This is a genomic window from Mesorhizobium sp. M8A.F.Ca.ET.181.01.1.1, assembly GCF_004792025.1.
GTDB lineage: Bacteria > Pseudomonadota > Alphaproteobacteria > Rhizobiales > Rhizobiaceae > Mesorhizobium.
The window spans coordinates 147,340-170,706 of sequence record NZ_SRTV01000009.1 but is presented as its reverse complement, the minus strand read 5'-3'; the positions used below and the strand labels follow the sequence as shown (position 1 = coordinate 170,706).

The 23,367-nt window shown below is 62.6% G+C and carries 25 protein-coding genes; 14 read left to right on the top strand and 11 right to left on the bottom strand.

Features of this window, described 5'->3' with window-relative positions:
* Positions 1 to 27: 27 nt before the first annotated feature.
* From EN824_RS27565 to EN824_RS27535, 7 genes are all read right to left on the bottom strand, one after another.
* Positions 28 to 1,539 (bottom strand): CpaF family protein, encoded by a 1,512-nt coding sequence (locus EN824_RS27565; RefSeq protein WP_127870753.1) that lies wholly within the window; start codon positions 1,537 to 1,539, stop codon positions 28 to 30.
* 23 nt (positions 1,540 to 1,562) lie between these two features.
* Entirely contained in the window at positions 1,563 to 2,846 is a 1,284-nt protein-coding gene (locus EN824_RS27560) for a CpaE family protein (RefSeq protein WP_189343568.1), read from the bottom strand.
* Between the two features lie 53 nt (positions 2,847 to 2,899).
* Complete coding sequence (locus tag EN824_RS27555; protein ID WP_127278982.1) at positions 2,900 to 3,631, bottom strand: CpaD family pilus assembly protein; 732 nt, start codon at positions 3,629 to 3,631, stop codon at positions 2,900 to 2,902.
* A gap of 14 nt (positions 3,632 to 3,645) precedes the next feature.
* Positions 3,646 to 5,160 carry a type II and III secretion system protein family protein gene (locus EN824_RS27550; RefSeq protein ID WP_127278981.1) on the bottom strand — a complete coding sequence of 505 codons (1,515 nt, stop codon included), beginning with the start codon at positions 5,158 to 5,160 and terminating at the stop codon, positions 3,646 to 3,648.
* The gene (gene cpaB / locus EN824_RS27545; RefSeq protein WP_127278980.1) at positions 5,157 to 5,969 is read right to left on the bottom strand and encodes a Flp pilus assembly protein CpaB; all 813 of its coding nucleotides are present in this window, start codon (positions 5,967 to 5,969) and stop codon (positions 5,157 to 5,159) included. The genes EN824_RS27550 and cpaB overlap by 4 nt, the downstream gene beginning before the upstream one ends.
* Before the next feature lie 212 nt (positions 5,970 to 6,181).
* Complete coding sequence (locus EN824_RS27540; protein ID WP_127870752.1) at positions 6,182 to 6,700, bottom strand: prepilin peptidase; 519 nt, start codon at positions 6,698 to 6,700, stop codon at positions 6,182 to 6,184.
* Between the two features lie 186 nt (positions 6,701 to 6,886).
* The gene (locus EN824_RS27535; RefSeq protein ID WP_056569967.1) at positions 6,887 to 7,063 is read right to left on the bottom strand and encodes a Flp family type IVb pilin; all 177 of its coding nucleotides are present in this window, start codon (positions 7,061 to 7,063) and stop codon (positions 6,887 to 6,889) included.
* A gap of 359 nt (positions 7,064 to 7,422) precedes the next feature.
* Between EN824_RS27535 and EN824_RS27530 the strand changes: the two genes are divergently transcribed.
* The 3 genes from EN824_RS27530 (at position 7,423) to EN824_RS27520 (ending at position 9,231) form a co-directional block, all read left to right on the top strand.
* Positions 7,423 to 7,845: a pilus assembly protein N-terminal domain-containing protein gene (locus EN824_RS27530; protein ID WP_127280726.1), complete on the top strand. Its 423-nt coding sequence runs from the start codon at positions 7,423 to 7,425 to the stop codon at positions 7,843 to 7,845.
* Between the two features lie 140 nt (positions 7,846 to 7,985).
* Entirely contained in the window at positions 7,986 to 8,567 is a 582-nt protein-coding gene (locus EN824_RS27525) for a TadE/TadG family type IV pilus assembly protein (RefSeq protein WP_127280725.1), read from the top strand.
* A gap of 40 nt (positions 8,568 to 8,607) precedes the next feature.
* Positions 8,608 to 9,231, top strand: coding sequence for a TadE/TadG family type IV pilus assembly protein (locus EN824_RS27520; RefSeq protein WP_127280724.1), 624 nt, complete (start codon positions 8,608 to 8,610; stop codon positions 9,229 to 9,231).
* A gap of 4 nt (positions 9,232 to 9,235) precedes the next feature.
* On the opposite strand, the gene EN824_RS27515 is transcribed toward EN824_RS27520, so the two are convergent.
* Positions 9,236 to 10,159 (bottom strand): phosphate/phosphite/phosphonate ABC transporter substrate-binding protein, encoded by a 924-nt coding sequence (locus EN824_RS27515; RefSeq protein ID WP_127870751.1) that lies wholly within the window; start codon positions 10,157 to 10,159, stop codon positions 9,236 to 9,238.
* Positions 10,160 to 10,416: 257 nt separating this feature from the next.
* On the opposite strand from EN824_RS27515, the gene EN824_RS27510 reads away from it, so the two are divergent.
* From EN824_RS27510 to EN824_RS27470, 9 genes are all read left to right on the top strand, one after another.
* Entirely contained in the window at positions 10,417 to 11,658 is a 1,242-nt protein-coding gene (locus tag EN824_RS27510; protein ID WP_127279775.1) for a phosphopentomutase, read from the top strand.
* On the top strand, positions 11,651 to 12,541 hold the full coding sequence (mutM, locus tag EN824_RS27505; RefSeq protein WP_127279776.1) for a bifunctional DNA-formamidopyrimidine glycosylase/DNA-(apurinic or apyrimidinic site) lyase: 891 nt from the start codon (positions 11,651 to 11,653) through the stop codon (positions 12,539 to 12,541). Before EN824_RS27510 ends, mutM begins: the two co-directional genes overlap by 8 nt.
* A 33-nt stretch (positions 12,542 to 12,574) precedes the next feature.
* On the top strand, positions 12,575 to 13,348 hold the full coding sequence (locus EN824_RS27500) for an enoyl-CoA hydratase (RefSeq protein ID WP_127279777.1): 774 nt from the start codon (positions 12,575 to 12,577) through the stop codon (positions 13,346 to 13,348).
* A gap of 180 nt (positions 13,349 to 13,528) precedes the next feature.
* Positions 13,529 to 13,795, top strand: coding sequence for a 30S ribosomal protein S20 (gene rpsT, locus EN824_RS27495; protein ID WP_027026587.1), 267 nt, complete (start codon positions 13,529 to 13,531; stop codon positions 13,793 to 13,795).
* 856 nt (positions 13,796 to 14,651) lie between these two features.
* Positions 14,652 to 16,196 (top strand): chromosomal replication initiator protein DnaA, encoded by a 1,545-nt coding sequence (dnaA, locus tag EN824_RS27490; protein ID WP_127870750.1) that lies wholly within the window; start codon positions 14,652 to 14,654, stop codon positions 16,194 to 16,196.
* A gap of 200 nt (positions 16,197 to 16,396) precedes the next feature.
* Positions 16,397 to 17,515 (top strand): DNA polymerase III subunit beta, encoded by a 1,119-nt coding sequence (gene dnaN / locus EN824_RS27485; protein WP_127276856.1) that lies wholly within the window; start codon positions 16,397 to 16,399, stop codon positions 17,513 to 17,515.
* A 74-nt stretch (positions 17,516 to 17,589) separates the two neighbouring features.
* Positions 17,590 to 18,729, top strand: coding sequence for a DNA replication/repair protein RecF (gene recF / locus EN824_RS27480; RefSeq protein WP_127276858.1), 1,140 nt, complete (start codon positions 17,590 to 17,592; stop codon positions 18,727 to 18,729).
* 31 nt (positions 18,730 to 18,760) lie between these two features.
* On the top strand, positions 18,761 to 19,513 hold the full coding sequence (locus tag EN824_RS27475) for a molybdopterin-synthase adenylyltransferase MoeB (protein WP_127276860.1): 753 nt from the start codon (positions 18,761 to 18,763) through the stop codon (positions 19,511 to 19,513).
* Positions 19,514 to 19,515: 2 nt separating this feature from the next.
* On the top strand, positions 19,516 to 20,001 hold the full coding sequence (locus EN824_RS27470) for a GNAT family N-acetyltransferase (RefSeq protein WP_245521027.1): 486 nt from the start codon (positions 19,516 to 19,518) through the stop codon (positions 19,999 to 20,001).
* 42 nt (positions 20,002 to 20,043) lie between these two features.
* On the opposite strand, the gene EN824_RS27465 is transcribed toward EN824_RS27470, so the two are convergent.
* On the bottom strand, positions 20,044 to 21,045 hold the full coding sequence (locus EN824_RS27465) for a D-glycerate dehydrogenase (protein WP_127276862.1): 1,002 nt from the start codon (positions 21,043 to 21,045) through the stop codon (positions 20,044 to 20,046).
* Positions 21,046 to 21,194: 149 nt separating this feature from the next.
* Between EN824_RS27465 and EN824_RS27460 the strand changes: the two genes are divergently transcribed.
* A complete protein-coding gene (locus EN824_RS27460) occupies positions 21,195 to 21,755 on the top strand; it encodes an SH3 domain-containing protein (protein ID WP_127276864.1) in 561 nt (186 codons plus the stop codon).
* Here EN824_RS27460 and EN824_RS27455 read toward each other — a convergent pair.
* Both EN824_RS27455 and irrA read right to left on the bottom strand, forming a co-directional pair.
* Positions 21,745 to 22,125 (bottom strand): DUF4260 domain-containing protein, encoded by a 381-nt coding sequence (locus tag EN824_RS27455; RefSeq protein ID WP_135932907.1) that lies wholly within the window; start codon positions 22,123 to 22,125, stop codon positions 21,745 to 21,747. The two genes, EN824_RS27460 and EN824_RS27455, sit on opposite strands and share 11 nt — an antisense overlap.
* Before the next feature lie 28 nt (positions 22,126 to 22,153).
* Positions 22,154 to 22,585, bottom strand: a complete 432-nt coding sequence (gene irrA / locus EN824_RS27450) for an iron response transcriptional regulator IrrA (RefSeq protein ID WP_027142023.1) — start codon at positions 22,583 to 22,585, stop codon at positions 22,154 to 22,156.
* Positions 22,586 to 22,826: 241 nt separating this feature from the next.
* Between irrA and fabA the strand changes: the two genes are divergently transcribed.
* Positions 22,827 to 23,345: a 3-hydroxyacyl-[acyl-carrier-protein] dehydratase FabA gene (gene fabA, locus EN824_RS27445; protein ID WP_127276870.1), complete on the top strand. Its 519-nt coding sequence runs from the start codon at positions 22,827 to 22,829 to the stop codon at positions 23,343 to 23,345.
* Positions 23,346 to 23,367: the final 22 nt, after the last annotated feature.

The window sequence follows — 23,367 nt, the reverse complement described above, 5'->3', positions numbered from 1 at the left end:
ACCTGAACCTTCACGCCCGCGGATGCGTCAGTCAGCACGTTTCTCCATGGCTTCGAGCGCCGTGGCGAGACGCTGCTCCTCGCCATAGTATCGAGCCCGCTCCCAGAAATGGGGGCGGCCGATGCCGGTCGAGACGTGTTCACCCAGCAACCTGCCGTTGGCGTCCTCGCCCTTGATGTTGTAGAGGACGATATCCTGCGTGATGATGACGTCGCCCTCCATCCCGATCACTTCGGTGATATGGGTGATGCGGCGCGATCCATCGCGCAGGCGAGCCGCCTGGATGATCACGTCGATGGAGCCGACGACGATTTCGCGCACGGTTTTCTGCGGCAGCGAATAGCCGCCCATGGCGATCATGGATTCGATGCGGTTCAGGCATTCGCGCGGGCTGTTGGAGTGGATCGTTCCCATCGAGCCGTCATGGCCGGTGTTCATCGCCTGCAGAAGGTCGAAGACCTCGGGTCCGCGCACTTCGCCGACGATGATGCGTTCGGGCCGCATGCGCAGGCAGTTCTTGACCAGGTCGCGCATCGTCACCTCGCCCTCGCCCTCGAGGTTGGGGGGACGCGTTTCCAAGCGCACGACATGCGGCTGCTGCAGTTGCAGTTCGGCCGAGTCCTCGCAGGTGATGACGCGCTCATCACGGTCGATGTAGTTGGTCAGGCAATTGAGCAATGTCGTCTTGCCGGAGCCGGTGCCGCCCGAAATGACGATGTTGCAGCGGACGCGGCCGATGATCTTGAGAACTTCGGCTCCCTGCGGAGAGATGGCGCCGAACTTGACCAGCTGGTCGAGCGTCAGCTTGTCTTTCTTGAATTTGCGGATGGTGAGCGCGGTGCCGTCGATGGCCAGCGGCGGTGCAATGACGTTGACCCGCGATCCGTCGGGAAGACGGGCGTCGCAGATCGGGCTGGATTCGTCGACGCGGCGGCCGACCTGGCTGACGATGCGCTGGCAGATGTTGAGCAACTGCTGGTTGTCGCGGAAGCGGATGCCGGTCTGTTCGACCTTGCCGTTGACTTCGATGTAGACGTTCTTGGACCCGTTGACCATGATGTCGGCGATGTCGTCGCGCGCGAGCAGCGGCTCAAGCGGCCCATAGCCAAGCACGTCGTTGCAGATGTCCTCGAGCAGTTCTTCCTGCTCGGCGATCGACATCGCGAAGTTCTTGATCGCGATGATATCGTTGACGATGTCGCGGATTTCCTCGCGGGCGCTTTCGGGATCGAGCTTGGCGAGTTGCGACAGGTCGATCGTATCGATCAGGGCCGAGAAAACCTGGCTCTTGGTATCGTAATAGGTTTCGCTCTTTTCGCGGCCTCTCCTCGGTTCCGGCGCCATCGGTGGCGCCTCGACCGCGCGCCTGGCGGGTGGCGCGACAGGCGCGCTCGGCTGCGGCGTGGCCGCGGGCCGGGCAAGAACCGCTGTGTCCACCGAAACCGCGGCGGCCGGCGCGACCGGCGCCGGTGCCGGCGCCGGCTGGCGAAATTCCGGCTTGAACCGGTTGCCGTCGTCGTTGCCTCTTTTACCGAACATGACCGACTACCGACCCCATTTCGTCACTTCTTGTTGCGCGAGAGCTTGCCGAGCAGACTGCCCAGGCCAGCCTTCTTTTTCGCCCTGATTTCGCTGCGGCCGGTCAGCACATGAGCAATCTCGTTGATCGTGGCCACAACCGGGTTCTTGGCATCCATCTCGCCCAGCATGCGCCCGTTGTTCGCGGCATTGCCGAACAGCAAGGGATCAAAGCCGATGACCGACATCGGCGTCAGGCCGAGCGGCTCGGCGAAATCGGATGGCGAGATCTCCGGCCGCTTGGGTATGCCGGCCTGGTTGATGATCAATTTCGGCGGCGGGTCGTTCGGGCGAAGCCGCTTGAGCATGTCGACCAGGTTCTTTGTGTTGCGCAGATTGGCCAGCTCCGGCGTCGCCGTGATGACGATTTCGTCGGCCTTGACCAGCGTGTTCTTGGCCCATCCCGTCCAGACATGGGGAACGTCGAGAACAAGGAGCGGCACGCTGCGCTGCGCGGTATCGACAAGTTGCGCGAAGGCGTCGGGATCGAAGTCGTAGACGCGTTCCAGCGTCGAGGGCGCCGCGAGCAGCGACAGATGCTCGGCGCATTGGGTCAGCAGCCGGTCGAGATAGACTTCGTCGATGCGCTCGGGCGAGAACACAGCCTCGGCGATGCCTTGGGCCGGATCCTGATCGAAATTGATGTTGGCGGTGCCGAAGGCGAGATCGAGGTCGGCCACAACGACCTCGGATTTGAACAGGGAGGACATTGCCCAGGCAACATTGTGGGCGATCGTGGAAGAGCCGACGCCACCCTTGGCGCCGACGAAGGCGACCGAGCGACCGAGCGGTTCAGCTTCCGGATCGACGAAGATCGACGAGACGACGCTGACGACGTCGGCCATCGACACCGGCGCGATGACATATTCGGAGATGCCGGAGCGGATGAGCTCGCGATAGAGACCAACATCATTGTAATGGCCGATCACCACCACTTTCGAGGATGGATCGCAATATTCCGAAAGCTGGGCGAGCTGCTCCAGCAATTGCTTGGGTTCGCTGCGCGATTCCAGCAGGATCAGGTTCGGTGTCGGCGCCGACTGGTAGAACTCGATTGCCGTGGGGACGCCGCCCATATGGACCTTGAGATGCGCCTTGGTCATGCGGCGGTCCTCGCCGGCGCGCTGGACCGGATTGGCAACGCCCTCCGTCTCGCAGAATGCCTGGATCGAAATACGCGGAACCGGCCGCAACGCCTGCATCGCGGCGACGTCCTGCAGCGAGGTATCACCGCCCTCCACGGTGGCGTCATAGGCAAGGTTGCTCATGGTCATGCTCTTTCCGTGGCCTGTTCCTGACGTCGCTTCTTTCCGAGGGCGGCTTAGTAAGTCACTTCCGAGTTGCCGAGGAATTCATCCGAAATGCCCCTGTCTTGGTAGACACCGATGGCTTTGCTGCGATTGGCCGCATCAATAGTGGTGGACTTGCGCGGCCCGAGAAGATCTCCCGGATTGGCCACCTGGGCGGCAAGATTGTTCTGATAGGAGCAGCCGAAATCGGCGTAGTGCTTGTTCTCCGACGTCTCCACCAGGTCAGCGGGCCAACGACCGCATTTGTCGGTCTGTGCCCTCACCGCGATGTAGGAGACGCGAACCGGGGCTGATGCCTCGCTCGATCCCGCTTGATAGGAGACCACGACGATCCGGTCGCGCTTGATCCCGGCAGCGAACGCGAGCCGAGCGAAATCATGGCCGGCCGCCGTTGCGGCGACTTCGTTGGCCGATCCGCTTGGAATCTGGATCGTCAATGTCGGAGCGGCACTCTTGTCATAGCCGTCGAGGAAACCCAGGAGCGTGTCGCGCTGCGAGCCGGTCATGCCGCGGTCACCGGCGCCAACAGGAAGATCGATCTTCTGGTTTTTCTCGGCGATGACGATCGGATGATTGGTGCGATAGTCGTCGGGGATGGCGCCGACGGTAACGCTGTCGCGCTGGGCACAACCGGCCAGCAGAGCCGACACCGCCACCGCCATGATCGGAAGCGCTCGCAGGCCTATCCGAGAACGGCCGGAGCGCATCGCCATGGTCCTTGCCTTAAGTGCTGACTGAGACATGTCCGCTTTCCCGTTCACTTGTAGATGAAGCCGACAACGCCGTGATAGCGGCCGTTGGGCCTGTCGGTCTGCATGGTGCCGTAGACGCGATTGACGCGCCCAAGGAACATGCCGGCGCCGTCGCTCGGCGGGTTGAAATTGTCGTCCGGCTTGGCCAGCTCATTGCGCGCCACCGGCTTCACCAGATAGGGCGTGATGATGATGACGAGCTCGGTCTCGTTGCGCACGAAATCCCTGCTGCGGAAGAGCGCGCCGAGCACTGGAATCTTCGTCAGCCCGGGCAAGCCGTTGATGGCCTGCCTGACATCGTCGCGAACAAGGCCAGCGATCATCATGGAGCCGCCGGAGGGCAGTTCCACGGTCGTATCGGCAAGACGCTTGCGCAGAGACAGGATATTCGTGCCGGGACTCGTCACACCCGAGGACAGCGAAACGGACCCTTCGGTGGTCGGCTCGGAGACCGACGTTCTGACTTTCAGGCTGATGCGACCGGGAGACAGCACCACCGGCTGGAACTCCAGGCCGATGCCATATTCGATCTTGTCGATGGTATAGTTCTTCAGGCCGGTCTGGTTGTCGGTCGATACGTTCGCGGTGACGCCGCTCACCATGTTGTATTCACCGCCAACCCGGAACGTCGCCTTCTCGCCAGAAACAGCAGTCAGGGTCGGCTCGGCCAGCGTCTTCATGACCCCGGACTGTTCCATGGCGTTGATATAGGCCTGCAACCCCGAGGCGCCGATCGTGAAGCCGGAATTCGACAGTTGCTTGCCGAGGCCGGTGAAATTGTCGCTGAGCGCGCCGTAGCTGATGCCGTTGCTGCCGCCGCTGCCGACCATGTTGACACCGAGCTGCTTCATCACCGAACGGCTGACTTCGGCGACCGTCACCTTCAGCGTGACCTGATCGTCACCGATGATCTGCAGCAAATTGACGATTTGGCTGACGCGGCGCTCCTGGTCAGGGTTGTTGATGTCGACACCGCTCTGGGCCGAGCCGCCGGCAGCGGTCTGCGAATATTGTCCCGTCGTCGCTTCACCGCCGGACACAAACATGTTTGCCAGCTGTTCGGCACGCTTGGCATCCAAGGGTGTATCCACGGTGCCGGTCAGAACCACGTTGTCATTCAGCAGTTCAACCTTGACGGCCGAGGTCGGAAGGAAGCGCTTGATATAATCCTCCAGGCCGGCGACGTCGCGCTCGATGGCCAGATCCAGGCTGGCGATCTGTTCGCCGTTCGGCCCAAAGACGAAGATGTTGGTTTCGCCGACCGCCTTGCCGAAGAGGTAGATACGCCTTGCGGTGCGGGTCACCGCGTCGGCAACGGAGGGATTGGCGACAAGAATGTCATAGGCATCGCTCGGCAGGTCTATGACCACCGACTTGTTGAGGCCAAGCTTGACGCGCTGGGTGGCTGTCGTGGCCGACACCTGCGTGCTCTTCGCCTCGACGCCCTGCACATTCGCTCCGACGAGCAGCAGGCCGAATGCCGTGGCTAGGATAGCCGGCAGTTTAGCGCTTAGCCTCATTTTCTTGCTCCTACTTCGGAGACTTCGCCCGACTTGATCAGCCTCACCGTTCCCCGGCGGCCATTGCCGGAAACGAGATAGTCGGCCTCATCCACATTCTTTTCCTGGGTGTCAGCGATCGCCCGCAGCGCCAGAGTCAGGCGATCCGCCATCTGCTGGGCAACGGTGATGATCTCCGCCTGTTTGGGGGTCAGCTCCAGCGTGGCGGTCTGGCCCACCCTGGTCTTCTTGCCTTCCTCGTCCTCCTGGATGGTCTGGTCGATCGCCAGGACGCGGATATTCTTGAGGATGGTCTCGGTGTTGAAGCCGGCGCCACCGGTGCTGGCATCGGCCCTGCGGGTCATGATGACGTCGACGAAATCGTTTGGAAGGATGAAGCCGCCGGCCGAAGTGTCCGCCGATATCGTCGTTGCGACCGCCCGCATGCCGGAAGGCAGGATGGACGACATGAAGCTTTGTCCCTCGCCGATCAGCTTGGAGCGCCGCACCGGCTCGCCCGCGTACATCGCCACGCGGGCAATCGACCCCTTGAGTTTCTCCAAAGCATCGGGAGCGGTGGCCTTGGTGATGAAATTCGCGTTGATGCCGTCAGCGGGCCAGGATTGCCAGGCTATGTTGTTCTCGAGCGCGTTGCCCATTGCGACATCGCCCGAGAGCACAAGCACGTCCTGCAGGGACACCGCGGGCGCCTGGGGGCCAGAATCGACGACGACCTGAGGCGGCGGAGCGACCATGTTTTTCGCCACATAGCCAGCACCGCCCGCCGCGGCCACCGCCACGCTCAGAATAATCAATCGGGATGCTGGCATCTGTCCGAACCCTCGCCCTTGGCAAACCACGTAGCCAAGCCGGACTTTGCAGCGGCAATCGTCAAAACAAGGTTAATGCAATGCTTACGATCGTGATTAATTTAAGGTTTACATAAATTGGACGGATCGCGCCGCGATGCGCGGAAAGGCTGGGCCGCCGCTCCGTAAAGCCGGCGTGTAAGCCATGTCAGCCCACGAAAAATTTGATGAATTCAGCTCGCCAGCCTTGCCAGCGCCCACACCATCAAAGGCGAGTCCGGGTAGGTCAGCAGGCCACCAAGGCCGAGCGCGATCCCGTAGGGAACACCGGCCGACTCTTCCGCGAAATGCCGCAGGAATGGATTGCGTCCGGTGAAAACCGCCAGCGGCGATTTCCGGTAAAGCAGGATCGCGATCGTCAGAAGGCCGCCGATGATTGTCGAGGCGACAAGATATTCGACGAGCTGCACGTTGAGCCCCATCCACACGGCCGTGGCGGCCAGCAGCTTGGCATCGCCACCGCCCATGCCACCCAAGGCGAACAGGCCGAACGTCACGGCCAGGACGATGGCGCCGGCGGCGAAATGCCAGCCATAGGCCGCCCAGTCCATGCCCGTCAGCGGCGCCACCAGGGCGAAGACGACGACAAGCAGCACCGGCACGCGATTGGCGATCGTCATCGACAACATGTCGGAGATCGCGGCAAACAGCATGCAGAACGGAAAGACGACGAAGATCAGGGCTTCAAGCATCGGCGATTGTGCCTATTGTGCGGATTCCACAGAAACTCAATCTAGGCTGGTTCGATTAACGATTGATGAGGTCAGTGGTGAAAAGACGACTGTTCCGCCGCGGTCCGAAACAAGTAAAATAAAACAGGGGCCACCCTGTGGCGGCCCCTGTCCTGAATGCGATCCGATCGATCGGCAATAAGCAGATTAGCTGCCGCTGCTGTTCAGCGTGCTGCCGATCGAAGTGAACTTGGCGTTGATGGCATTGCCGAGTGCGCCGGCGCCGGTGATGATGGCGAGCGCGATGAGAGCGGCGATCAGACCATATTCGATAGCGGTCGCGCCGGATTCGTCCTTCACGAAACGTGCAAAAAGGTTAGACATTCGAGAGCTCCTACTCCACGTGTTACAGCACTTCCGTCAACTTCTGTGATGGTTGATCGGATGCTGCCAATCTAGGGAGAAGCTCTTTCGATCGGCTTAATAAACAGCCTTACCGATTCCTTTCCCGGCTCGAACCAAGTGCGTGGTTAACTCCATACTAAGCGCTGGCTAATGTTTCGTTTCGCGGGTCAACGCCGCAAAAGGCAAGGGCTTGGGGAAGCTTGCCACCCCCCGCGCCCATCCGGCCAGGCGGGCAGCCATGCCGACCGCTCCATCCGCCGGCGGCAAGCCCACTTAACCGTTGGTTCACCAATCTCGTTCATGTTCCGTTGAACAGTCCGCTTGCGTGGAGCGCCTTGATGGCCGTGCCGAGATCCTCAATCCTGATTGCCGCGCTTCTTGCCGCCGCCAGCTTGATTACACCCGCCAGGGCTGGCGCCGACATCGAAGTCACCATGAATCAGGCCAAGATCGTGAAACTGTCGCGCCCCGCCGACACGATCGTCGTGGGCAACCCGGCAATCGCCGACGCTTCCGTCCAGGATGCCTCGACGATCGTGCTCACCGGCAAGGGTTTCGGTGTCACCAACCTCGTCGTTCTCGACCAGGAAGGCAGCCCGATCGTCGACACACAGGTTACCGTGGTTCGCCAGGCAGCCTCGTCGGTTCGCATTTACCGCCGCGCGGATGTCCAGACCATGTCGTGCACGCCCTATTGCGAAAGCTCCTACAAGAGCGATGCGGAGAAATCGTCCGAAGCCGAGATGAGCGTCAGCAAATAGGCGGCACGGGAGCGCGCCATCGCCCAGGTTACCTGCTGGTTAAAACGCGCGCGCCGACTTTAACGATCATTCAAACCGGACCTCAATCGGTTTGGGTTAATACACCTGTCAGCACCGTCCAGGGATGGCAGGAACATCGCATGAGCATGGAACTCGGCTCGACAGATCAGCGCAAGGTGGAGCGTACCGGGCCTTTCCAACGCTTCGTGCGCGACCGACGCGGCAGCACGGCGCTGGAGTTCGCGTTGCTTGCCATACCGTTCGCACTCCTGGTGTTCGCCATCCTCGAGAGCTGCATCTCGTTTGCCAGCCAGGAGGTGATGGCCAACATCACCGACGATGTCGCGCGCCGGCTGCGCACCGGCCAGTTGAAGGCCGCGGACATCGCCGGGGACAATTTGAAGAACATGATCTGCGACAAGCTGGAAATCATCGTTTCCCAGGATTGTCCCAATCAGTTGAGCGTCGATCTTCGCCAATACACGACATTCGCCGACGCGGCCCTGGCCGGCTTCAGGATTCAGGGCGGTAATATTCAGCTGACGAAAAGTGGCGCGGATGTGCCCTTTACCGTCACGGCGGGTGCGGCGGAGTCAAGGAACATGCTGCGGGTCTTCTACAAATGGCCCATCATGACCAACCTGATGGCGCAGTCGATGGGAGGTAACAAAACCCTCCATTTCGCTTCGGTGACCTGGCAGAACGAGCCGTTCGACAATTGATGCCATCACGGAAGCAACAACAAGAAAAAAGGCAACGAGTATGATGCGTGCGGGGGCACATCTGGGAATTGCGGGGCTTTGGGGCAAATCAGCCCGATTCTGGTCCAATCGCCGCGGCGTCGCGGCGGTCGAGTTCGCGCTTATCGCGCCTGTCCTGCTGATCATGTATTTCATGACCATGGAGGCCTCGCAGGCCATCGAGACGAGCAAGAAGGTCAGCCGCATCGGCAGCATGGTCGCCGATCTCGTCACGCAACAGCCGACCATCGTCAAGGCGGACCTCGATGCCATCATGAAGATCGGCAGCGTAACCCTTCAACCCTACAACCGCTCGGTGCCGGACATCACCATCACAGCCATACAGGTCACCACCGATCCCACGCCAAAGGTGTTGGTGGTGTGGTCACGCAAGGTGACCAGTGGTGCATACAGCGTCGGTGCAGCGGCGGGCTCGACCACTACGGTTCCGACAGCGCTCAAGGTCGCCGGGACCTTTCTCGTCCGCGTCGACAGCACCCTGGGCTACCAGCCGATCGTCGGCTGGACGACAGACACCCAACAGAAGCTTGGGTTTATCGAGACGCTCGCCAAAGGCATGACGATGAGCGAAACATATTATCTGCGCCCCCGCAGAAGCGTCACGATCCCTTGCAGCGACTGCTGAGGGCTCATTGCCGCCCACCATCGACCGACACCATCCGCACGATGGCCTCCGCCGCAGCATAGTCCTTGGGAACCACGGGCATGAAGCCGCCGGCATGCCTCGCTTCCAGAAGGTCGTAGACATCCGGCGTCGTCGATTTGAGATTGGTGAGGAATACGGTCAGCCGGCGCTTGGCTTCCGGATCGAGATCGCTGCGTACCGCATGGGGGCCGTATCGCAGCAGACCCGACGTCCACACCACCTGAGTGGCCGACGCCGAAAGGCCTGATGCGTCGAGCCTTGCCTGCGTGCCCCCGGCCAGTCGCGGCTGGCCGTCGGCCGCCGCCTTCACCCAGCCGAACATGGCGTCGGCCGCGCCTTCGACAAGCATGGTTTCGGCCGCCGACGCCGAGGCGGCATGGACGAGAAACGGTGCATCCTCGGCGATTTCGACGTGTTCGGCGGCTAACCCCGCCAAGGGCAAAAGCGAACCGCCGACGCTGTCCGGCGGCGGCACGGCGATCCGGTGGGTCTCCATATCGGCCAGGCCGCGCAGTCTGCCATCCCGGGTCAGCAATACCGAGCGGATGCCGGCCGCACCGTCGGAATCGACCGGCGCCACGAGCGGCTCGATGCATCCGCAGCGTTGCAGCGCCGTGGCATAGGCGGTCGCCGAATAGATGGCGTATTCGATCCGTGCATTGGCCTGTCCCTCGATCAGTGCCGCGTAATCGCGGGCAACGACGAATTCGACCTTCATGCCGAGCGCATCGGTAAAGGCTTGCGTCAACACCGCCAGCCCCGGAACGGCGTTGCCGGCGCCGGGCTCGGCCACGACGCCGATGCGAAATGTGCCGATATCATCGCGCCAGTCCGCCCAGGCCGGTCCGCACCAGAATGCGCCGTTCACAGCCATGAGGGCAGTCCAAGCCTTGAGCGCAGCCTTCATGACAGGACCGCCTTGCCCTTTGTTCCGTCCATGGACATGCCCAACTCGTCGCGGCACTTGATCTTGTGCCTGTATCTCATTGTCCAAACCGCGCATGGATCCCTTAGCTTGTCCATGTCGTTGTCGCAAAACCGCTGCGCACTTTTGGGCGACATGGATTTGAGTATCGCGCCAAGCCGTTGCGGTTTGGTTTCCGAATTGCCAACGTCGCCGTGGAACCCTATGTCTGGGCGTCCACACTGGCAACAAATGACCCGATGGCGCGTGCTTTCCTCTTTGTCCTGGATTCCTTCGGCATCGGCGGCGCGGCCGACGCCGAAAGCTATGGCGACGCCGGCGCCAACACGCTGGCGCACATCGCCGAAGCTTGCGCGGAAGGCCGCGCGGATCGCGAAGGGCTTCGCCAGGGACCACTGTTCGTCCCCCATATGGCATCGCTGGGACTTGGCAAGGCGGCCGAGACGGCGACAGGACTGGGTTTTACGCATTTCGGGACGAACCTGCTCGCCAATGCCTTCCATGGCGCGGCGCAAGAGATTTCGAGTGGCAAGGACACGCCTTCCGGCCACTGGGAGATCGCGGGCCTGCCGGTGCGCTTCGACTGGGGTTATTTCCCGGACACGGTTCCCGCCTTTCCGGCCGACCTGACCGAGGCGATGATCCGCGAAGGAAAGGTGCCCGGCATCCTCGGCAATTGCCATGCGCCAGGTACCGAGATCATTGAGCGGTTCGGCGAGGAGCACATCCGCACCGGCAAGCCGATTTGCTACACATCGGTTGATTCCGTCCTGCAGATCGCCGCGCATGAGGCCCATTTCGGCCTCGAGCGGCTCTATGAATTCTGCCAGGTGGTGCGCCGGCTGGTCGACCCGCTGAGGATCGGACGGGTGATCGCGCGTCCGTTCGTCGGCGAGACATCTGCCACCTTCGAGCGGACCTACAATCGCCGCGACTACGCCGTGCCGCCGCCCGAGCCGACATTGCTCGACCGGCTGACGGCGCGCGGCAGCCGCGTCATCGCCGTCGGCAAGATCGGCGACATCTTCGCCCATCGCGGGATTTCGCAAGTCCGCAAGGCCGCAGGCAACATGGCCATGTTCGACCAGGCGCTGGTCGCGATGGACGAGGCGACCGACGGCGACCTCGTCTTCGCCAATTTCGTCGATTTCGATACAGAATTCGGCCATCGCCGCGATGTCGCCGGTTATGCGGCCGCCCTCGAGGCCTTCGACCGGAGGCTTCCGGAGGCGTTCGCCAAGCTGAAGCAGGGCGACCTTCTCATCCTGACCGCCGATCACGGCAACGACCCGACCTGGCGCGGCACCGATCATACGCGTGAACGGATCCCGGTCATCGGCACTGGACCTGGTCTCAAAGGCGGCGACATAGGGCTGAGGGCGACATTCGCCGATATCGGCGAGACCGTTGCCGAACACCTCGCGCTGGCGCGCGGCCGCAACGGCACATCCTTCCATGCGATGATTGGCGGCCATGCCTGAATTGCCTGAAGTCGAGACCGTCCGGCGCGGGCTGCAGCCGGTCCTGGAAGGCGCCAATCTGGCCAAGGTCGAGATGAGACGGCCGGACCTGCGCTTCCCCTTCCCCGAACGGTTTTCGGAGCGGCTGACCGGCAGGACGATCACGGCGCTCGGCCGGCGCGCCAAATACCTGACCATGCATATGCAGGGCGGTCCGGTGCTGATCTGCCATCTCGGCATGTCCGGCTCCTTTCGCATCGAGACCGGCGACGACGACGAGACGCCGGGCGTGTTCCACCATGAGCGCTCGAAGAGCGCGGCGCACGATCATGTCGTGTTCCATGTCGTTTCGGCGGCCGGCGGGCGGTCACGTGTGATCTTCAACGATCCGCGCCGCTTCGGCTTCATGCTGTTTACGGAAGAGCCGCCGGAGACGCATCCGATGCTCGCCGGACTGGGCGTCGAACCCACCGGCAATGCGCTGGACGGCGTTCTGCTTGCCTCGTTGCTGAAAGGCCGCAGATCGCCGCTCAAGGCAGCGCTTCTCGACCAGAGGCTGATCGCCGGCTTAGGCAATATATATGTCTCGGAGGCGCTCTGGCGTGCCGGCCTGTCACCGCTGCGCGAGGCAGGCACCATTGCCAGGCCAGGCAAGAAGGCCAGGGAACAAAGCGATCGCCTCGCCGAGGCGATCCGCTCGGTCATATCGGATGCCATCGCGGCGGGAGGATCTTCACTGCGCGACTATATGCACACCGACGGATCGCTGGGTTATTTCCAGCATTCCTTCGCCGTCTACGACCGCGAAGGTGAGCCTTGCCCGAAGCCCGGCTGCGGCGGCCATGTCGAGCGCATCGTGCAGAGCGGACGTTCGACCTTCTATTGCCGGGCGTGTCAGACGTGAGCTAGACCGGTGTCGAGGAAGGAGAAGCAGCCAATGGCCTATGAGACAATCATCACCGAGAGGCGCGGCAAGGTCGGGCTGATCACGCTGAACCGGCCAAAGGCGCTCAACGCCCTCAATTCGCGGGTCATGGCCGAGGTGGTGGCGGCGGCGAAGGATTTCGGCGGCGACACGGGCATTGGCGCAATGGTCATCACCGGCTCCGACAAAGCCTTCGCGGCGGGTGCCGACATCAAGGAAATGCAGGAGATCGCGTTCGTCGATGCCTATGTGCAGGATTTCTTCGTCGGCTGGGAGGAACTGACGCGGGCGCGAAAGCCGATCATTGCGGCGGTGGCCGGTTATGCGCTCGGTGGCGGGTGCGAACTCGCCATGATGTGCGATTTCATCATTGCCGCCGACACGGCCAAATTCGGCCAGCCCGAGATCACGCTCGGTGTCATTCCCGGCATGGGCGGGTCGCAACGCCTGACCCGGTTCGTCGGCAAATCGAAGGCGATGGACATGTGCCTGACCGGACGGATGATGGACGCCGCCGAGGCCGAACGTTCGGGCCTCGTGTCGCGGGTCGTTCCGGCCGGCGAGCTGGTCGAAGAGGCCGTCAAGGCGGCGGCCAAAATCGCCGATTTCTCGCTGCCGTCGGTGATGATGGCCAAGGAAGCGGTCAACCGGACCTATGAGACGACGCTTGCCGAGGGATTGCGCTTCGAACGCCGCCTGTTCCATTCGCTTTTCTCGCTCGAAGACCAGAAGGAAGGCATGGCGGCGTTCGCCGAAAAACGGAAGCCGAATTTCACCAACCGGTAGGGCGTTGCAGGCCGGCGCCCGAAACCCGTGGCCTTGGCCAAAAAGAACGCCAGGCGGCGTTGACGCGCCGGAAAAGCTGAACTATAAGCCGCACCAACCGAGGCGGCCCCGTGGCTGCCCGTTTGTTTTTTGCGCCCTGCGGCACGCCGCGTGCGCCGACCAGATCAGAAGAGAGGCATCATGGCCAACACATCCTCGGCCAAAAAGGCAACGCGCAAGATCGCCCGCCGCGCAGCGATCAACAAGAACCGCCGCTCGCGCGTCCGCACCTACGTCCGCCAGGTCGAGGAGGCACTCGCCTCCGGCGACAAGGCCGCCGCACAGGCCGCCTTCAAGGCTGCCGAGCCGGAATTGATGCGCGCCGCGACCAAGGGCGTGATCCACAAGAACACGGCATCCCGCAAGGTGTCGCGCCTGGCCCAGCGCCTCAAGGTGCTGTCGGCCTGACATCGCCTTCCCAGGACGATCTTCTTCGAACCCGGCCGATCGCGCCGGGTTTTTTCGTTTGCCGGCAAGTACTTAAAAAGAATAGCCGCAAACAGCTGCAAATGCAGATTCCAGAGTTCGAAATGCTTTGCCGGCACATGCATGCCCGCTGATGATCGGCACGCTTGAAAAGCGGCGCCTAGAAAAATCCCGCCTCACAGAAATACCCAATATTTTTCAATTGGTTAGCGACAGTCATCCACAGCTTGTCCACAACGCGCCGAAGCGACGGGAGGACAACTGGCTGTCAAGAGAATTATTTCAGAAAATTTCGCGCCGGCCCGGCTTTTTCATATTCGTCGGAAAAGGGTTTGAATCACAATGGCTTTGTCAAAATATGCCACTGCGGCATGGCGCTCGAACCCGCCCGAGGTAACCAGATTCCTTAAAAATCCGTTAGACGTGGCCTTGCCCTATCCACAGCGATTTCGGTAATGTCGATCTATCGAAAGGGACGGGCCTCTTGCCCTTAACCCAGCCTGACGCGGCCAGCTAAAATTGGCGGGATTTGCGACGCGGATCAAGTCCGTGGACGGGTATGGTTTGCTCTTTTTCGATACGGTAGGGGACTGGCGTAACTAGACATGGCAGGTAGGACGGCGCGCCGGCGCTCTTTCGCCGGACGGTTTCGTATTGCCCTGACATACCCAACGCGGACTGGCTTCCATGGGCCGGCACCGGTTCCCTTGGATAGTGGGCGACGTTCATTGCCAGCGGCGGCAACGGGCATCGTAGCGAAGACACGGTCGCTGGAAAAAGGATGCAGGAGGCGCATCCCCGGCGAAAAAACAGGTACAGAAAGGCAAGGAACTCGATCATGCAGAGCGGCATCGAAAGGGAGCTTACGGGCGACCTCCCATTTCCTGGAACTTTGATCGGAGCAAACGAGATGGCGGTCTCCAGCGACGCGGAACAGAAATTCGACCGGGTCAAGGCCCAGTTGAAGGCGCGCCTGGGAACCGAAGTCTATTCCAGCTGGTTCGGCCGCATGAAGGTCGCGGAAGCTTCCAAGGGCATTGTCCGCATCTCCGTGCCCACCGCGTTCCTGCGCTCGTGGATCAACGGCCACTATCACGATCTCATTTCCGAGCTGTGGAAGCAGGAGGATCCCGAGCTTCTCAAGATCGAGATCGTCGTGCGCACCGCGACCCGTCAGGGACGCAGCCAGCCTGAACCGGAATTGGCGCCGGCGCGCAAGATGACACGGCAGACGCAGACGGCGCTGGCCGCCGGCACGGTCAGCCCAGGCAGGGTGGAACGGTCTCCCATGCCGCGTCCGGGTGTGCCGGTCGAGAGCGAGTTCCGCCACAACGTGCTGGGATCGCCGCTTGACCCGCGCTACACGTTCGGCTCCTTCATCGAAGGCCCCTCGAACCGCGTGGCCTTCGCCGCCGCCAAGGCCGTGGCGGAATCGCAGTCGAGCGCGGTGCGCTTCAATCCGCTTTTCCTGCATGCCACCGTCGGGCTCGGCAAGACGCACCTCTTGCAGGCCATTGCCGCGGAATCGCTGAAGCAGAACCCGAAGTCCCGCGTCGTCTATCTCACCGCCGAGTATTTCATGTGGCGCTTCGCCACCGCGATCCGCGACAACAACGCATTGACGCTCAAGGAGCAGTTGCGCGACATCGACCTCTTGATCATCGACGACATGCAGTTCCTGCAGGGCAAGTCGATCCAGCATGAATTCTGCCATCTGATCAACATGTTGCTCGACAGCGCCAAGCAGGTCGTCGTCGCCGCCGACCGGCCACCGTCGGAGCTGGAATCGCTCGAACCGCGGGTCCGTTCGCGCCTCAATGGCGGCGTCGCGCTCGAAATGTCGGCACCCGACTTCGCCATGCGGCTCGGCATGCTCAAACTGCGCCTGGCCACAGCCAGGATCGACGATGCATCGCTCGACATTTCCGAAGAGATCCTCAACCACGTTGCCCGCACCGTGACTGGTAGCGGACGCGAACTGGAAGGCGCCTTCAACCAGCTCCTGTTTCGCCAGTCGTTCGAACCGCAGATCACAATCGACCGCATCGACGAGATTCTCGGCCACATCTATCGCACCGGCGAGCCGAAGCGGGTCCGCATCGAGGATATTCAGCGCATCGTGGCGCGCCACTACAACGTCTCGAAGACGGAACTTTTGTCCAACCGGCGCACACGCACCATCGTCAAGCCGCGGCAGGTCGCGATGTATCTGTCGAAGGTGATGACGCCGCGCTCGCTGCCGGAAATCGGACGGCGCTTCGGCGGCCGCGACCACACGACGGTGCTGCACGCCGTGCGCAAGATCGAGGATCTTTCCGGCAATGACAACACGCTGGCGCAGGAACTGGAATTGCTGAGAAGGCTGATCAACGACCAGGCCTGAGCGGCCGAAAACCGCCCGCTCGTGGGGTTGGCCAGCTTTATCCCCAGAAAGCCCGCGTAACCGGCCCGAACCGGTGGCGCGGGCTTGCGTTCACTGGTTTTTTCCTGTCAGTTTGCGTAGATTCTGAAGCCTGTTCAGAGCTTTCGCGGGGCGCCGGTAGCCGGAGACCCGTTCATTCATTCAAGCGAGCCTGTTTCGTCATGCGTGTTATCCTGGAACGGTCAAATCTCCTGAAGTCGCTCAACCACGTGCACCGCGTGGTCGAACGGCGCAACACCATACCGATCCTGTCCAACGTGCTGCTCAGCGCCGAAGGCGCCAGCCTCGAAATGAAGGCCACCGACCTCGACCTGGAGGTGACGGAAGCGACGCCCGCCAAGGTCGAGCGCGGCGGCGCGACGACGGTCCCCGCGCACCTGCTCTATGACATCGTGCGCAAGCTTTCCGACGGCGCCGAGGTGATGCTGAAGACGGATGAGGACGGCAACGCCATGACGGTGACGTCGGGCCGCTCCAGCTTCCGCCTGCAGTGCCTGCCGCAATCCGACTTTCCCGAGCTTTCGGCCGGATCCTTCTCGCACATCTTCCGCCTCGACTCGGTGGCGCTGAAGGGCCTGATCGAGAAGACGCAGTTCGCCATCTCCACCGAGGAGACGCGCTACTATCTCAACGGCATCTACCTGCACACGCATGAAGTCGGCGGCAAGCTGAAGCTGCGCTCGGTGGCGACCGACGGCCACCGCCTGGCGCGCGCCGAGATCGACGCACCGGCTGGCTCCGAGGGCATGCCGGGCATCATCATTCCGCGCAAGACGGTAAGTGAACTGCAAAAGCTGGTCGACGATCCGGATGTCGCCGTGACCACCGAATTGTCCGACACCAAGATCCGCTTCACCATCGGCAGCGTCGTGCTGACCTCGAAGCTGATCGACGGCACCTTCCCCGACTATCAGCGGGTCATCCCGACCGGCAACGACAAGAAGCTGATCCTCGACCGCCAGAGCTTCGCCGCCGCGGTCGACCGCGTCTCGACCATCTCCTCCGAACGCGGCCGCGCGGTGAAGCTCTCGATCAGCGAAGGCCAGGTGACGCTTGCCGTCAACAATCCGGATTCGGGCAGCGCAACGGAAGAACTGGCGGCAGACTATTCGGCCGACCCGATCGAGATCGGCTTCAATGCCAAATATCTGCTCGATGTCGCCGCGCAGCTGACCGGCACGGAAGCCAAATTCATGCTGGCCGATGCCGGTTCACCGACGCTGATCCACGACATGGCCGACGAGACCGCGCTTTACGTGCTGATGCCGATGCGGGTATAGCCGGCGCGGCGGCGCCTGGCGAATACGGCCGGCGGCGGGCGTTGGTTGCGGTGACTTCCACGGGCGGATAGCGGTTGCCGGCACAAACCCATATAAGTAAGCTTACGCTTACCAATTTTCGTAACTACGCGACCCTGGCGATAGATGTTGCGCCGGGCGCCGTGGTCTTTTCGGGCGACAATGGTGCCGGCAAGACCAATCTCCTCGAAGCGATCTCCTTTCTGACGCCCGGGCGCGGCTTGCGCCGCGCACCTTACGGGGATGTGGCACGTGAGGGTGGCGATGGCGGCTTTGCCCTGCATGCCCGGCTCGACGGGCCTGACGGCGAGGTCGAGATCGGCACGGGCATCTCCGGGGGCGACACGGCGGAAAGCGGCAGGCGGGTGCGTATAAACGGAGCCGCCGCGCGGGCCGAGGGCATGCTGGAATGGCTGCGGGTCGTGTGGCTGACGCCGGCGATGGATTCGTTGTTCACCGGACCTGCCGCGGATCGCCGGCGCTTTCTCGACCGGCTGGTGCTGGCGATCGATCCCGGACATGGCCAGCGAGCGCTCGACTACGAGAAGGCGATGCGGGGCCGTAACCGTTTGCTGACGGAAGGCTCGCGGGATGTCGGCTGGTTCGAGGCGATAGAGACGCAGATGGCAGAGACCGGCGTGGCGATCGCCGCGGCGCGCGCCGAAATGGTGCGGCTGCTGGCCGCCATGATCGGCAGGCTGCCCGACACCGGACCGTTTCCGCAGGCCGATATCGGCCTTTCAGGTGACCTGGAGGCCGAGATTGCCGGCGCACCGGCGGTCGACGTCGAGGAGCGGTTCCGGCGGGCGCTTGCCGATGGCCGAGACCGTGACCGCGCCGCCGGACGCACCCTCGAAGGCCCGCACCGCTCAGACCTCATGGTCCGGCACCGGCCCAAGGCGATGCCGGCCGAACTCTGCTCGACCGGCGAACAGAAGGCACTGCTGATCGGCATCGTGCTGTCGCATGCCCGGCTGACCGGGGAAATGTCCGGGCTGACGCCGATCCTGCTGCTCGACGAGATCGCGGCGCATCTCGACGGCGGACGGCGCGCGGCACTGTTCGCGATCCTGGAGGAACTGAACTGCCAGGCTTTCATGACGGGAACCGATGCGGCGTTGTTTTCCAGCCTGCATGGCCGAGCGCAGTTCCTGACTGTCGACCATGGTACGGTTGGGCCAACCGAAGACCCCTGACAAGCTTTTTCGACCACTATATGGTCCCGATATGACCACAGCGCTCACCGCCGACGAGATCGAACGCTATGCCCGCCACATCGTGCTGCCCGAGGTCGGCGGCGCGGGCCAGCAGAAGCTCAAGCAGGCGCGGGTCCTGGTGATCGGCGCCGGCGGGCTCGGTGCGCCGGTGCTTGAATATCTCGCAGCGGCCGGCGTCGGTACGCTCGGCGTGGTCGACGACGACACCGTTTCTCTCTCCAACCTGCAGCGCCAGGTCATCCATGGCACCGATACGATCGGCATGCTGAAGACCCAGAGCGCCGAGGCGGCGATCGCTCGCATCAATCCCAACATATCAGTCGAAACGCACACATTCCGGCTGACCGCCGAGAACGCCCCCGCCCTCGTCGCCAGGTACGATGTCGTCGTCGATGGGTCCGACAATTTCGAGACGCGTTATGTGGTGGCCGATGCCTGCGCCAGCCAAGAGAAGCCGCTGGTGCATGCAGCCGTTGGACGCTTCGATGGCTCGGTGACCGTGCTGAAGCCTTTCGAAAACGGCAGTGACGGCAAGCCAAACCCGAGCTATCGGGATCTGTTTCCCGAGGCCCCGCCGCCGGGGCTTGTGCCGTCCTGCGCCGAGGCGGGGGTGCTCGGAGCACTGACCGGGGTCGTCGGCACGCTGCAGGCGATGGAGGCGATCAAGCTGATCACTGGCATAGGCGAGCCGCTGATCGGCCGGCTGCTGCTCTATGATGCGCTGGCCGCGCGCTTCGAGACGATCCGCTACAAGAGACGCTGATCTTGGAACATTCCCATGTTTCGATCACGCGGATCCCAGCCGATTTCGGCCGCTGGGGTGATGTGCTTGCCCTCATCATGCGTGCCTTCGCCTTTATGGACGGCATCATCGACCCGCCGTCGTCGGCTCACCTGCTCACAGCCGATGCGCTGCGCGCCAAGGCGCTGCGGGAGACCGGCTTCCTGGCACTCGACGGCGACAGGATCGTGGGCTGCGTTTTTGCTCTTGAAAGAGCTGACGGTCTTTATGTCGGCAAGCTCGCCGTCGCCCCGGACCGCCAGGGGCACGGCATTGGCCGACGGCTGATGCAAGCGGCCGAAGATCTGGCCCGCAGCCGCGGCAAGGCCGCCATCGAGCTCGAGACGAGGATCGAGCTCACCACCAATCATGCCGCCTTCGCCCGGCTCGGCTTTCGCGAAACCGGGCGGACGGCGCATGACGGCTATGACACGCCGACCTCCATCACCATGCGCAAAACGATCTCGTAAGCGTCGCGTTACATTGAACGGCGAGCCTGCGCCTGGACAGTTTCAGGTCCTGAGCGGCAGCACGCGGTCCGGCGGACGATGGCCGTCGACGAAGGCGCGGATATTGATGATGACCTTCTCGCCCATGTCGATGCGGCCCTCGAGCGTGGCCGAGCCCATATGCGGCAGAAGCACGACCTTGTTCCTGGCGGCGAGTTTCAAGAGCTTGGCGTTAAGGGCCGGCTCGTGCTCGTAGACGTCGAGGCCGGCGCCGGCGATCTTGCCGTCCTGGATGAGCTTGACCAGCGCTTCTTCGTCGATGATGTCGCCGCGGGCGGTGTTGACGATATAAGCGGTGGGCTGCAGCAACGCCAGCCGCCGTGCCGACAGAAGATGGAAGGTCGCCGGCGTCGACGGACAATTGACCGAGATGATGTCCATGCGGGCCAGCATCTGGTCAAGACTCTCCCAATAGGTCGCCTCCAACCCATCCTCGACCGCCGGCAGCACGCGATGCCGGTTGTGATAGTGGATGGACAGGCCGAAAGCCTTGGCCCGCCTGGCAACGGCGGTGCCGATGCGGCCCATGCCGACAATGCCGAGCCGCTTGCCCCAGATGCGCCGGCCAAGCATCCAGGTCGGCGACCAGCCGGCCCATTTCTTGTCGCCCGTGAGCACGTTGGCGCCTTCCGCCAGCCGGCGCGGCACAGCCAGCATCAATGCCATGGTCATGTCGGCGGTATCTTCGGTGAGCACGTTGGGCGTGTTGGTGACGGTGATGCCTTTCTTGGCCGCCGCCGCCACGTCGATCTTGTCGACGCCGTTGCCGAAATTGGCGATCAGCTTGAGGTTGTCGCCGGCCTGGGCGATCAATGCGGCATCGATGTGGTCGGTCACGGTCGGCACCAGCACGTCGGCTTCCTTGACCGCGGCGACCAGTTCCGGCTGCGTCATCGGCCGGTCCTCGACATTCAGCCTTGCGTCGAACAGTTCGCGCATGCGGGTCTCGACCGGGTCGGGCAGCTTTCGCGTGATGACCACGAGAGGCTTCTTTTTGCCTGGCATTGTTTCCCTCGTTGAGACCTCTTTAACCAAGACCGGCGAAACTGAAAGCTGGTCGCGGTAGCCGATTTTACCCATGTAACAAGCGGTGCCGCCGAAGACAAAGAAAAAGGGGTGCCGCAGCCGTCGGGCCGGCGCCGAAAGGAACGAAAGTGTCTGGTTTCGCGTCGCTTCGCCTGGCCCTCAGCGCAGCATTTCTCGGCGCTCTCCTCTATTCTCCGCTTGCCGGCGCGCAGAGCGCGGCCGCCCCTGCCCAGAGCGCCATCACGCTCGGACCGAGTGGGCTGCCGCTGCCGCGATTCGTCAGCCTGAAATCCGGCCGCGTCAACTCGCGCGTCGGCCCCGGCGCCAACTATTCGGTCGACTGGATGTATATGAAGGCTGGCCTGCCGATGGAGATCATCCAGGAGTTCGATACGTGGCGGCGCGTGCGCGACGCCGATGGCTCGGAAGGATGGATCAACCAGTCGCTGCTGTCGGGCCGGCGCACGGCGATCATCGCGCCCTGGCAGCGCGGCAAGGGCGGCCAGGTCAATCTTCTGAAAGGTCCCGACAAGGATGCCAGGGTGGTGGCGATCGTCGAACCGGGCGTTATGGGCACGATCAAGTCCTGCGACGGCCAATGGTGCGAAATGACGCTCGACGGCCACACCGGCTGGCTTGCCCAGTCGGTCGTCTGGGGCGCCTATCCGGGCGAGCGGGTCAAGGACTGAACGTCTCGCGTTTGCGCCCGATAGGGCCAAGATGGGTGTCCTGAAACCCCGTTGACAGCTTCAAGCCGTAACCCAGTGCACGGTCGATTGCGATATGAGCGATCCAGATCAGTGCGATGGCGCTGCCGACCGCACTGCCGGCGAGATGCCCGGCAAGCAGCAGAAGCACCGGTACGATCAGAATGTGCAAGACGTTGTAGGCAAGGGCGCCGATGCGAGGTCCACCGAGATAACCCAGCATCGACAGGTCCGGCGCCAGGATGAGCAACGCGAAAAGCCACCAGGAAACGCCCGTCGCGCCATAGAAGACGATTGCGGCAACCGCCACGACGGCCCATTCGAGCCGCACTATCCAATCCAAGGGTTTCATCCCACACCGATTGTTCCGGCTTCGCCGGTCATTCCGGACGCTTGGGACGCAGCCTCACCACGATATCGACATTGGCGATTTCCATGCCCTCGGGCGGGTCCGGCAGGTTGGTGACCGTGACCGGGCCGTTGGCGATGTCGAAAATCCTGTTTTCGCCTTCGATATAGAAATGGTGGTGATCGGAGGTATTGGTGTCGAAATAGGTCTTGGAACCTTCGACGGCGAGGATACGCAGCAGCCCCGCCTGGGTAAACTGGTGAAGCGCGTTGTAGACGGTGGCCAGCGACACCGGCACGCCGGCGGCCTGCGCCTCCTCGTGCAGTTCCTCAGCCGACAAATGGCGGTCGCCCTTGGCGAAAAGCAGGTCGGCCAGCGCAATGCGCTGACGCGTCGGCCTCAGGCCGGCTTCACGTACCCGCTTGTCCACAGCGACATTTTCCTTCCGGCAGCCCCGGTCCATCTGGTCTTCCAAGCTCACAGTCCCGCTTCAAGACACGCCCAGAGTGGCAAAAAAATGAATATATGCCGAACCCGGACCCCGGTTGACATATATTCTGTCGCCCGAATGCGATCAATAGCGCGCATTGACCCGGGCAGACTGGCGGGTTAAGCGCAAACGCCGGTTTCCGGCCTGAAACAGATTGTGTTAGGACACCAACGACAAGGGCGCGCTACCGCCCGGACGATATGGGGAGAAATTGATGGCGGGTTCGAAATCCAGCTACGACTACGAAGAATTGCTGGCCTGCGCCCGTGGCGAGCTGTTCGGAGAGGGCAATGCCCAGCTGCCCTACCCGCCGATGCTGATGTTCGACCGTATCACCGAAGTCAGCGAGACCGGCGGCGCCTTCGACAAGGGTTTCATCCGCGCCGAATTCGATATCAAGCCCGACCTGTGGTTTTTTGCCTGCCATTTCATCGGCAATCCGATCATGCCTGGCTGCCTCGGCCTGGACGCCCTGTGGCAATTGACAGGCTTCTATCTCGGCTGGCTCGGCGAACCCGGCAAGGGAATGGCGCTCTCGACCGGAGAGGTCAAGTTCAAGGGCATGGTCACGCCATCGGTCAAGAAGGTCGAGTATGGCGTGGATTTCAAGCGTGTAATGCGCGGCCGGCTGGTGCTCGGCATCGCTGATGGCTGGATGAAGGCGGATGGTGAGCCCATATACGCGGCGACGGACCTGAAGGTCGGTCTGTCAAAGCAGTCGGCGGTCGCTTGACCGCAGCCCTGGCCCGCACACT

What these genes read in the sequence shown, in the direction of transcription:
- EN824_RS27565 (WP_127870753.1), bottom strand. Translation starts at nt 1,539, where the DNA reads ATGTTCGGTAAAAGAGGCAACGACGACGGCAACCGGTTCAAGCCGGAA.
- EN824_RS27560 (WP_189343568.1), bottom strand. Translation starts at nt 2,846, where the DNA reads ATGAGCAACCTTGCCTATGACGCCACCGTGGAGGGCGGTGATACCTCG.
- EN824_RS27555 (WP_127278982.1), bottom strand. Translation starts at nt 3,631, where the DNA reads ATGTCTCAGTCAGCACTTAAGGCAAGGACCATGGCGATGCGCTCCGGC.
- EN824_RS27550 (WP_127278981.1), bottom strand. Translation starts at nt 5,160, where the DNA reads ATGAGGCTAAGCGCTAAACTGCCGGCTATCCTAGCCACGGCATTCGGC.
- cpaB (WP_127278980.1), bottom strand. Translation starts at nt 5,969, where the DNA reads ATGCCAGCATCCCGATTGATTATTCTGAGCGTGGCGGTGGCCGCGGCG.
- EN824_RS27540 (WP_127870752.1), bottom strand. Translation starts at nt 6,700, where the DNA reads ATGCTTGAAGCCCTGATCTTCGTCGTCTTTCCGTTCTGCATGCTGTTT.
- EN824_RS27535 (WP_056569967.1), bottom strand. Translation starts at nt 7,063, where the DNA reads ATGTCTAACCTTTTTGCACGTTTCGTGAAGGACGAATCCGGCGCGACC.
- EN824_RS27530 (WP_127280726.1), top strand. Translation starts at nt 7,423, where the DNA reads ATGGCCGTGCCGAGATCCTCAATCCTGATTGCCGCGCTTCTTGCCGCC.
- EN824_RS27525 (WP_127280725.1), top strand. Translation starts at nt 7,986, where the DNA reads ATGAGCATGGAACTCGGCTCGACAGATCAGCGCAAGGTGGAGCGTACC.
- EN824_RS27520 (WP_127280724.1), top strand. Translation starts at nt 8,608, where the DNA reads ATGATGCGTGCGGGGGCACATCTGGGAATTGCGGGGCTTTGGGGCAAA.
- EN824_RS27515 (WP_127870751.1), bottom strand. Translation starts at nt 10,159, where the DNA reads ATGAAGGCTGCGCTCAAGGCTTGGACTGCCCTCATGGCTGTGAACGGC.
- EN824_RS27510 (WP_127279775.1), top strand. Translation starts at nt 10,417, where the DNA reads ATGGCGCGTGCTTTCCTCTTTGTCCTGGATTCCTTCGGCATCGGCGGC.
- mutM (WP_127279776.1), top strand. Translation starts at nt 11,651, where the DNA reads ATGCCTGAATTGCCTGAAGTCGAGACCGTCCGGCGCGGGCTGCAGCCG.
- EN824_RS27500 (WP_127279777.1), top strand. Translation starts at nt 12,575, where the DNA reads ATGGCCTATGAGACAATCATCACCGAGAGGCGCGGCAAGGTCGGGCTG.
- rpsT (WP_027026587.1), top strand. Translation starts at nt 13,529, where the DNA reads ATGGCCAACACATCCTCGGCCAAAAAGGCAACGCGCAAGATCGCCCGC.
- dnaA (WP_127870750.1), top strand. Translation starts at nt 14,652, where the DNA reads ATGCAGAGCGGCATCGAAAGGGAGCTTACGGGCGACCTCCCATTTCCT.
- dnaN (WP_127276856.1), top strand. Translation starts at nt 16,397, where the DNA reads ATGCGTGTTATCCTGGAACGGTCAAATCTCCTGAAGTCGCTCAACCAC.
- EN824_RS27475 (WP_127276860.1), top strand. Translation starts at nt 18,761, where the DNA reads ATGACCACAGCGCTCACCGCCGACGAGATCGAACGCTATGCCCGCCAC.
- EN824_RS27465 (WP_127276862.1), bottom strand. Translation starts at nt 21,045, where the DNA reads ATGCCAGGCAAAAAGAAGCCTCTCGTGGTCATCACGCGAAAGCTGCCC.
- EN824_RS27455 (WP_135932907.1), bottom strand. Translation starts at nt 22,125, where the DNA reads ATGAAACCCTTGGATTGGATAGTGCGGCTCGAATGGGCCGTCGTGGCG.
- irrA (WP_027142023.1), bottom strand. Translation starts at nt 22,585, where the DNA reads ATGGACCGGGGCTGCCGGAAGGAAAATGTCGCTGTGGACAAGCGGGTA.
- fabA (WP_127276870.1), top strand. Translation starts at nt 22,827, where the DNA reads ATGGCGGGTTCGAAATCCAGCTACGACTACGAAGAATTGCTGGCCTGC.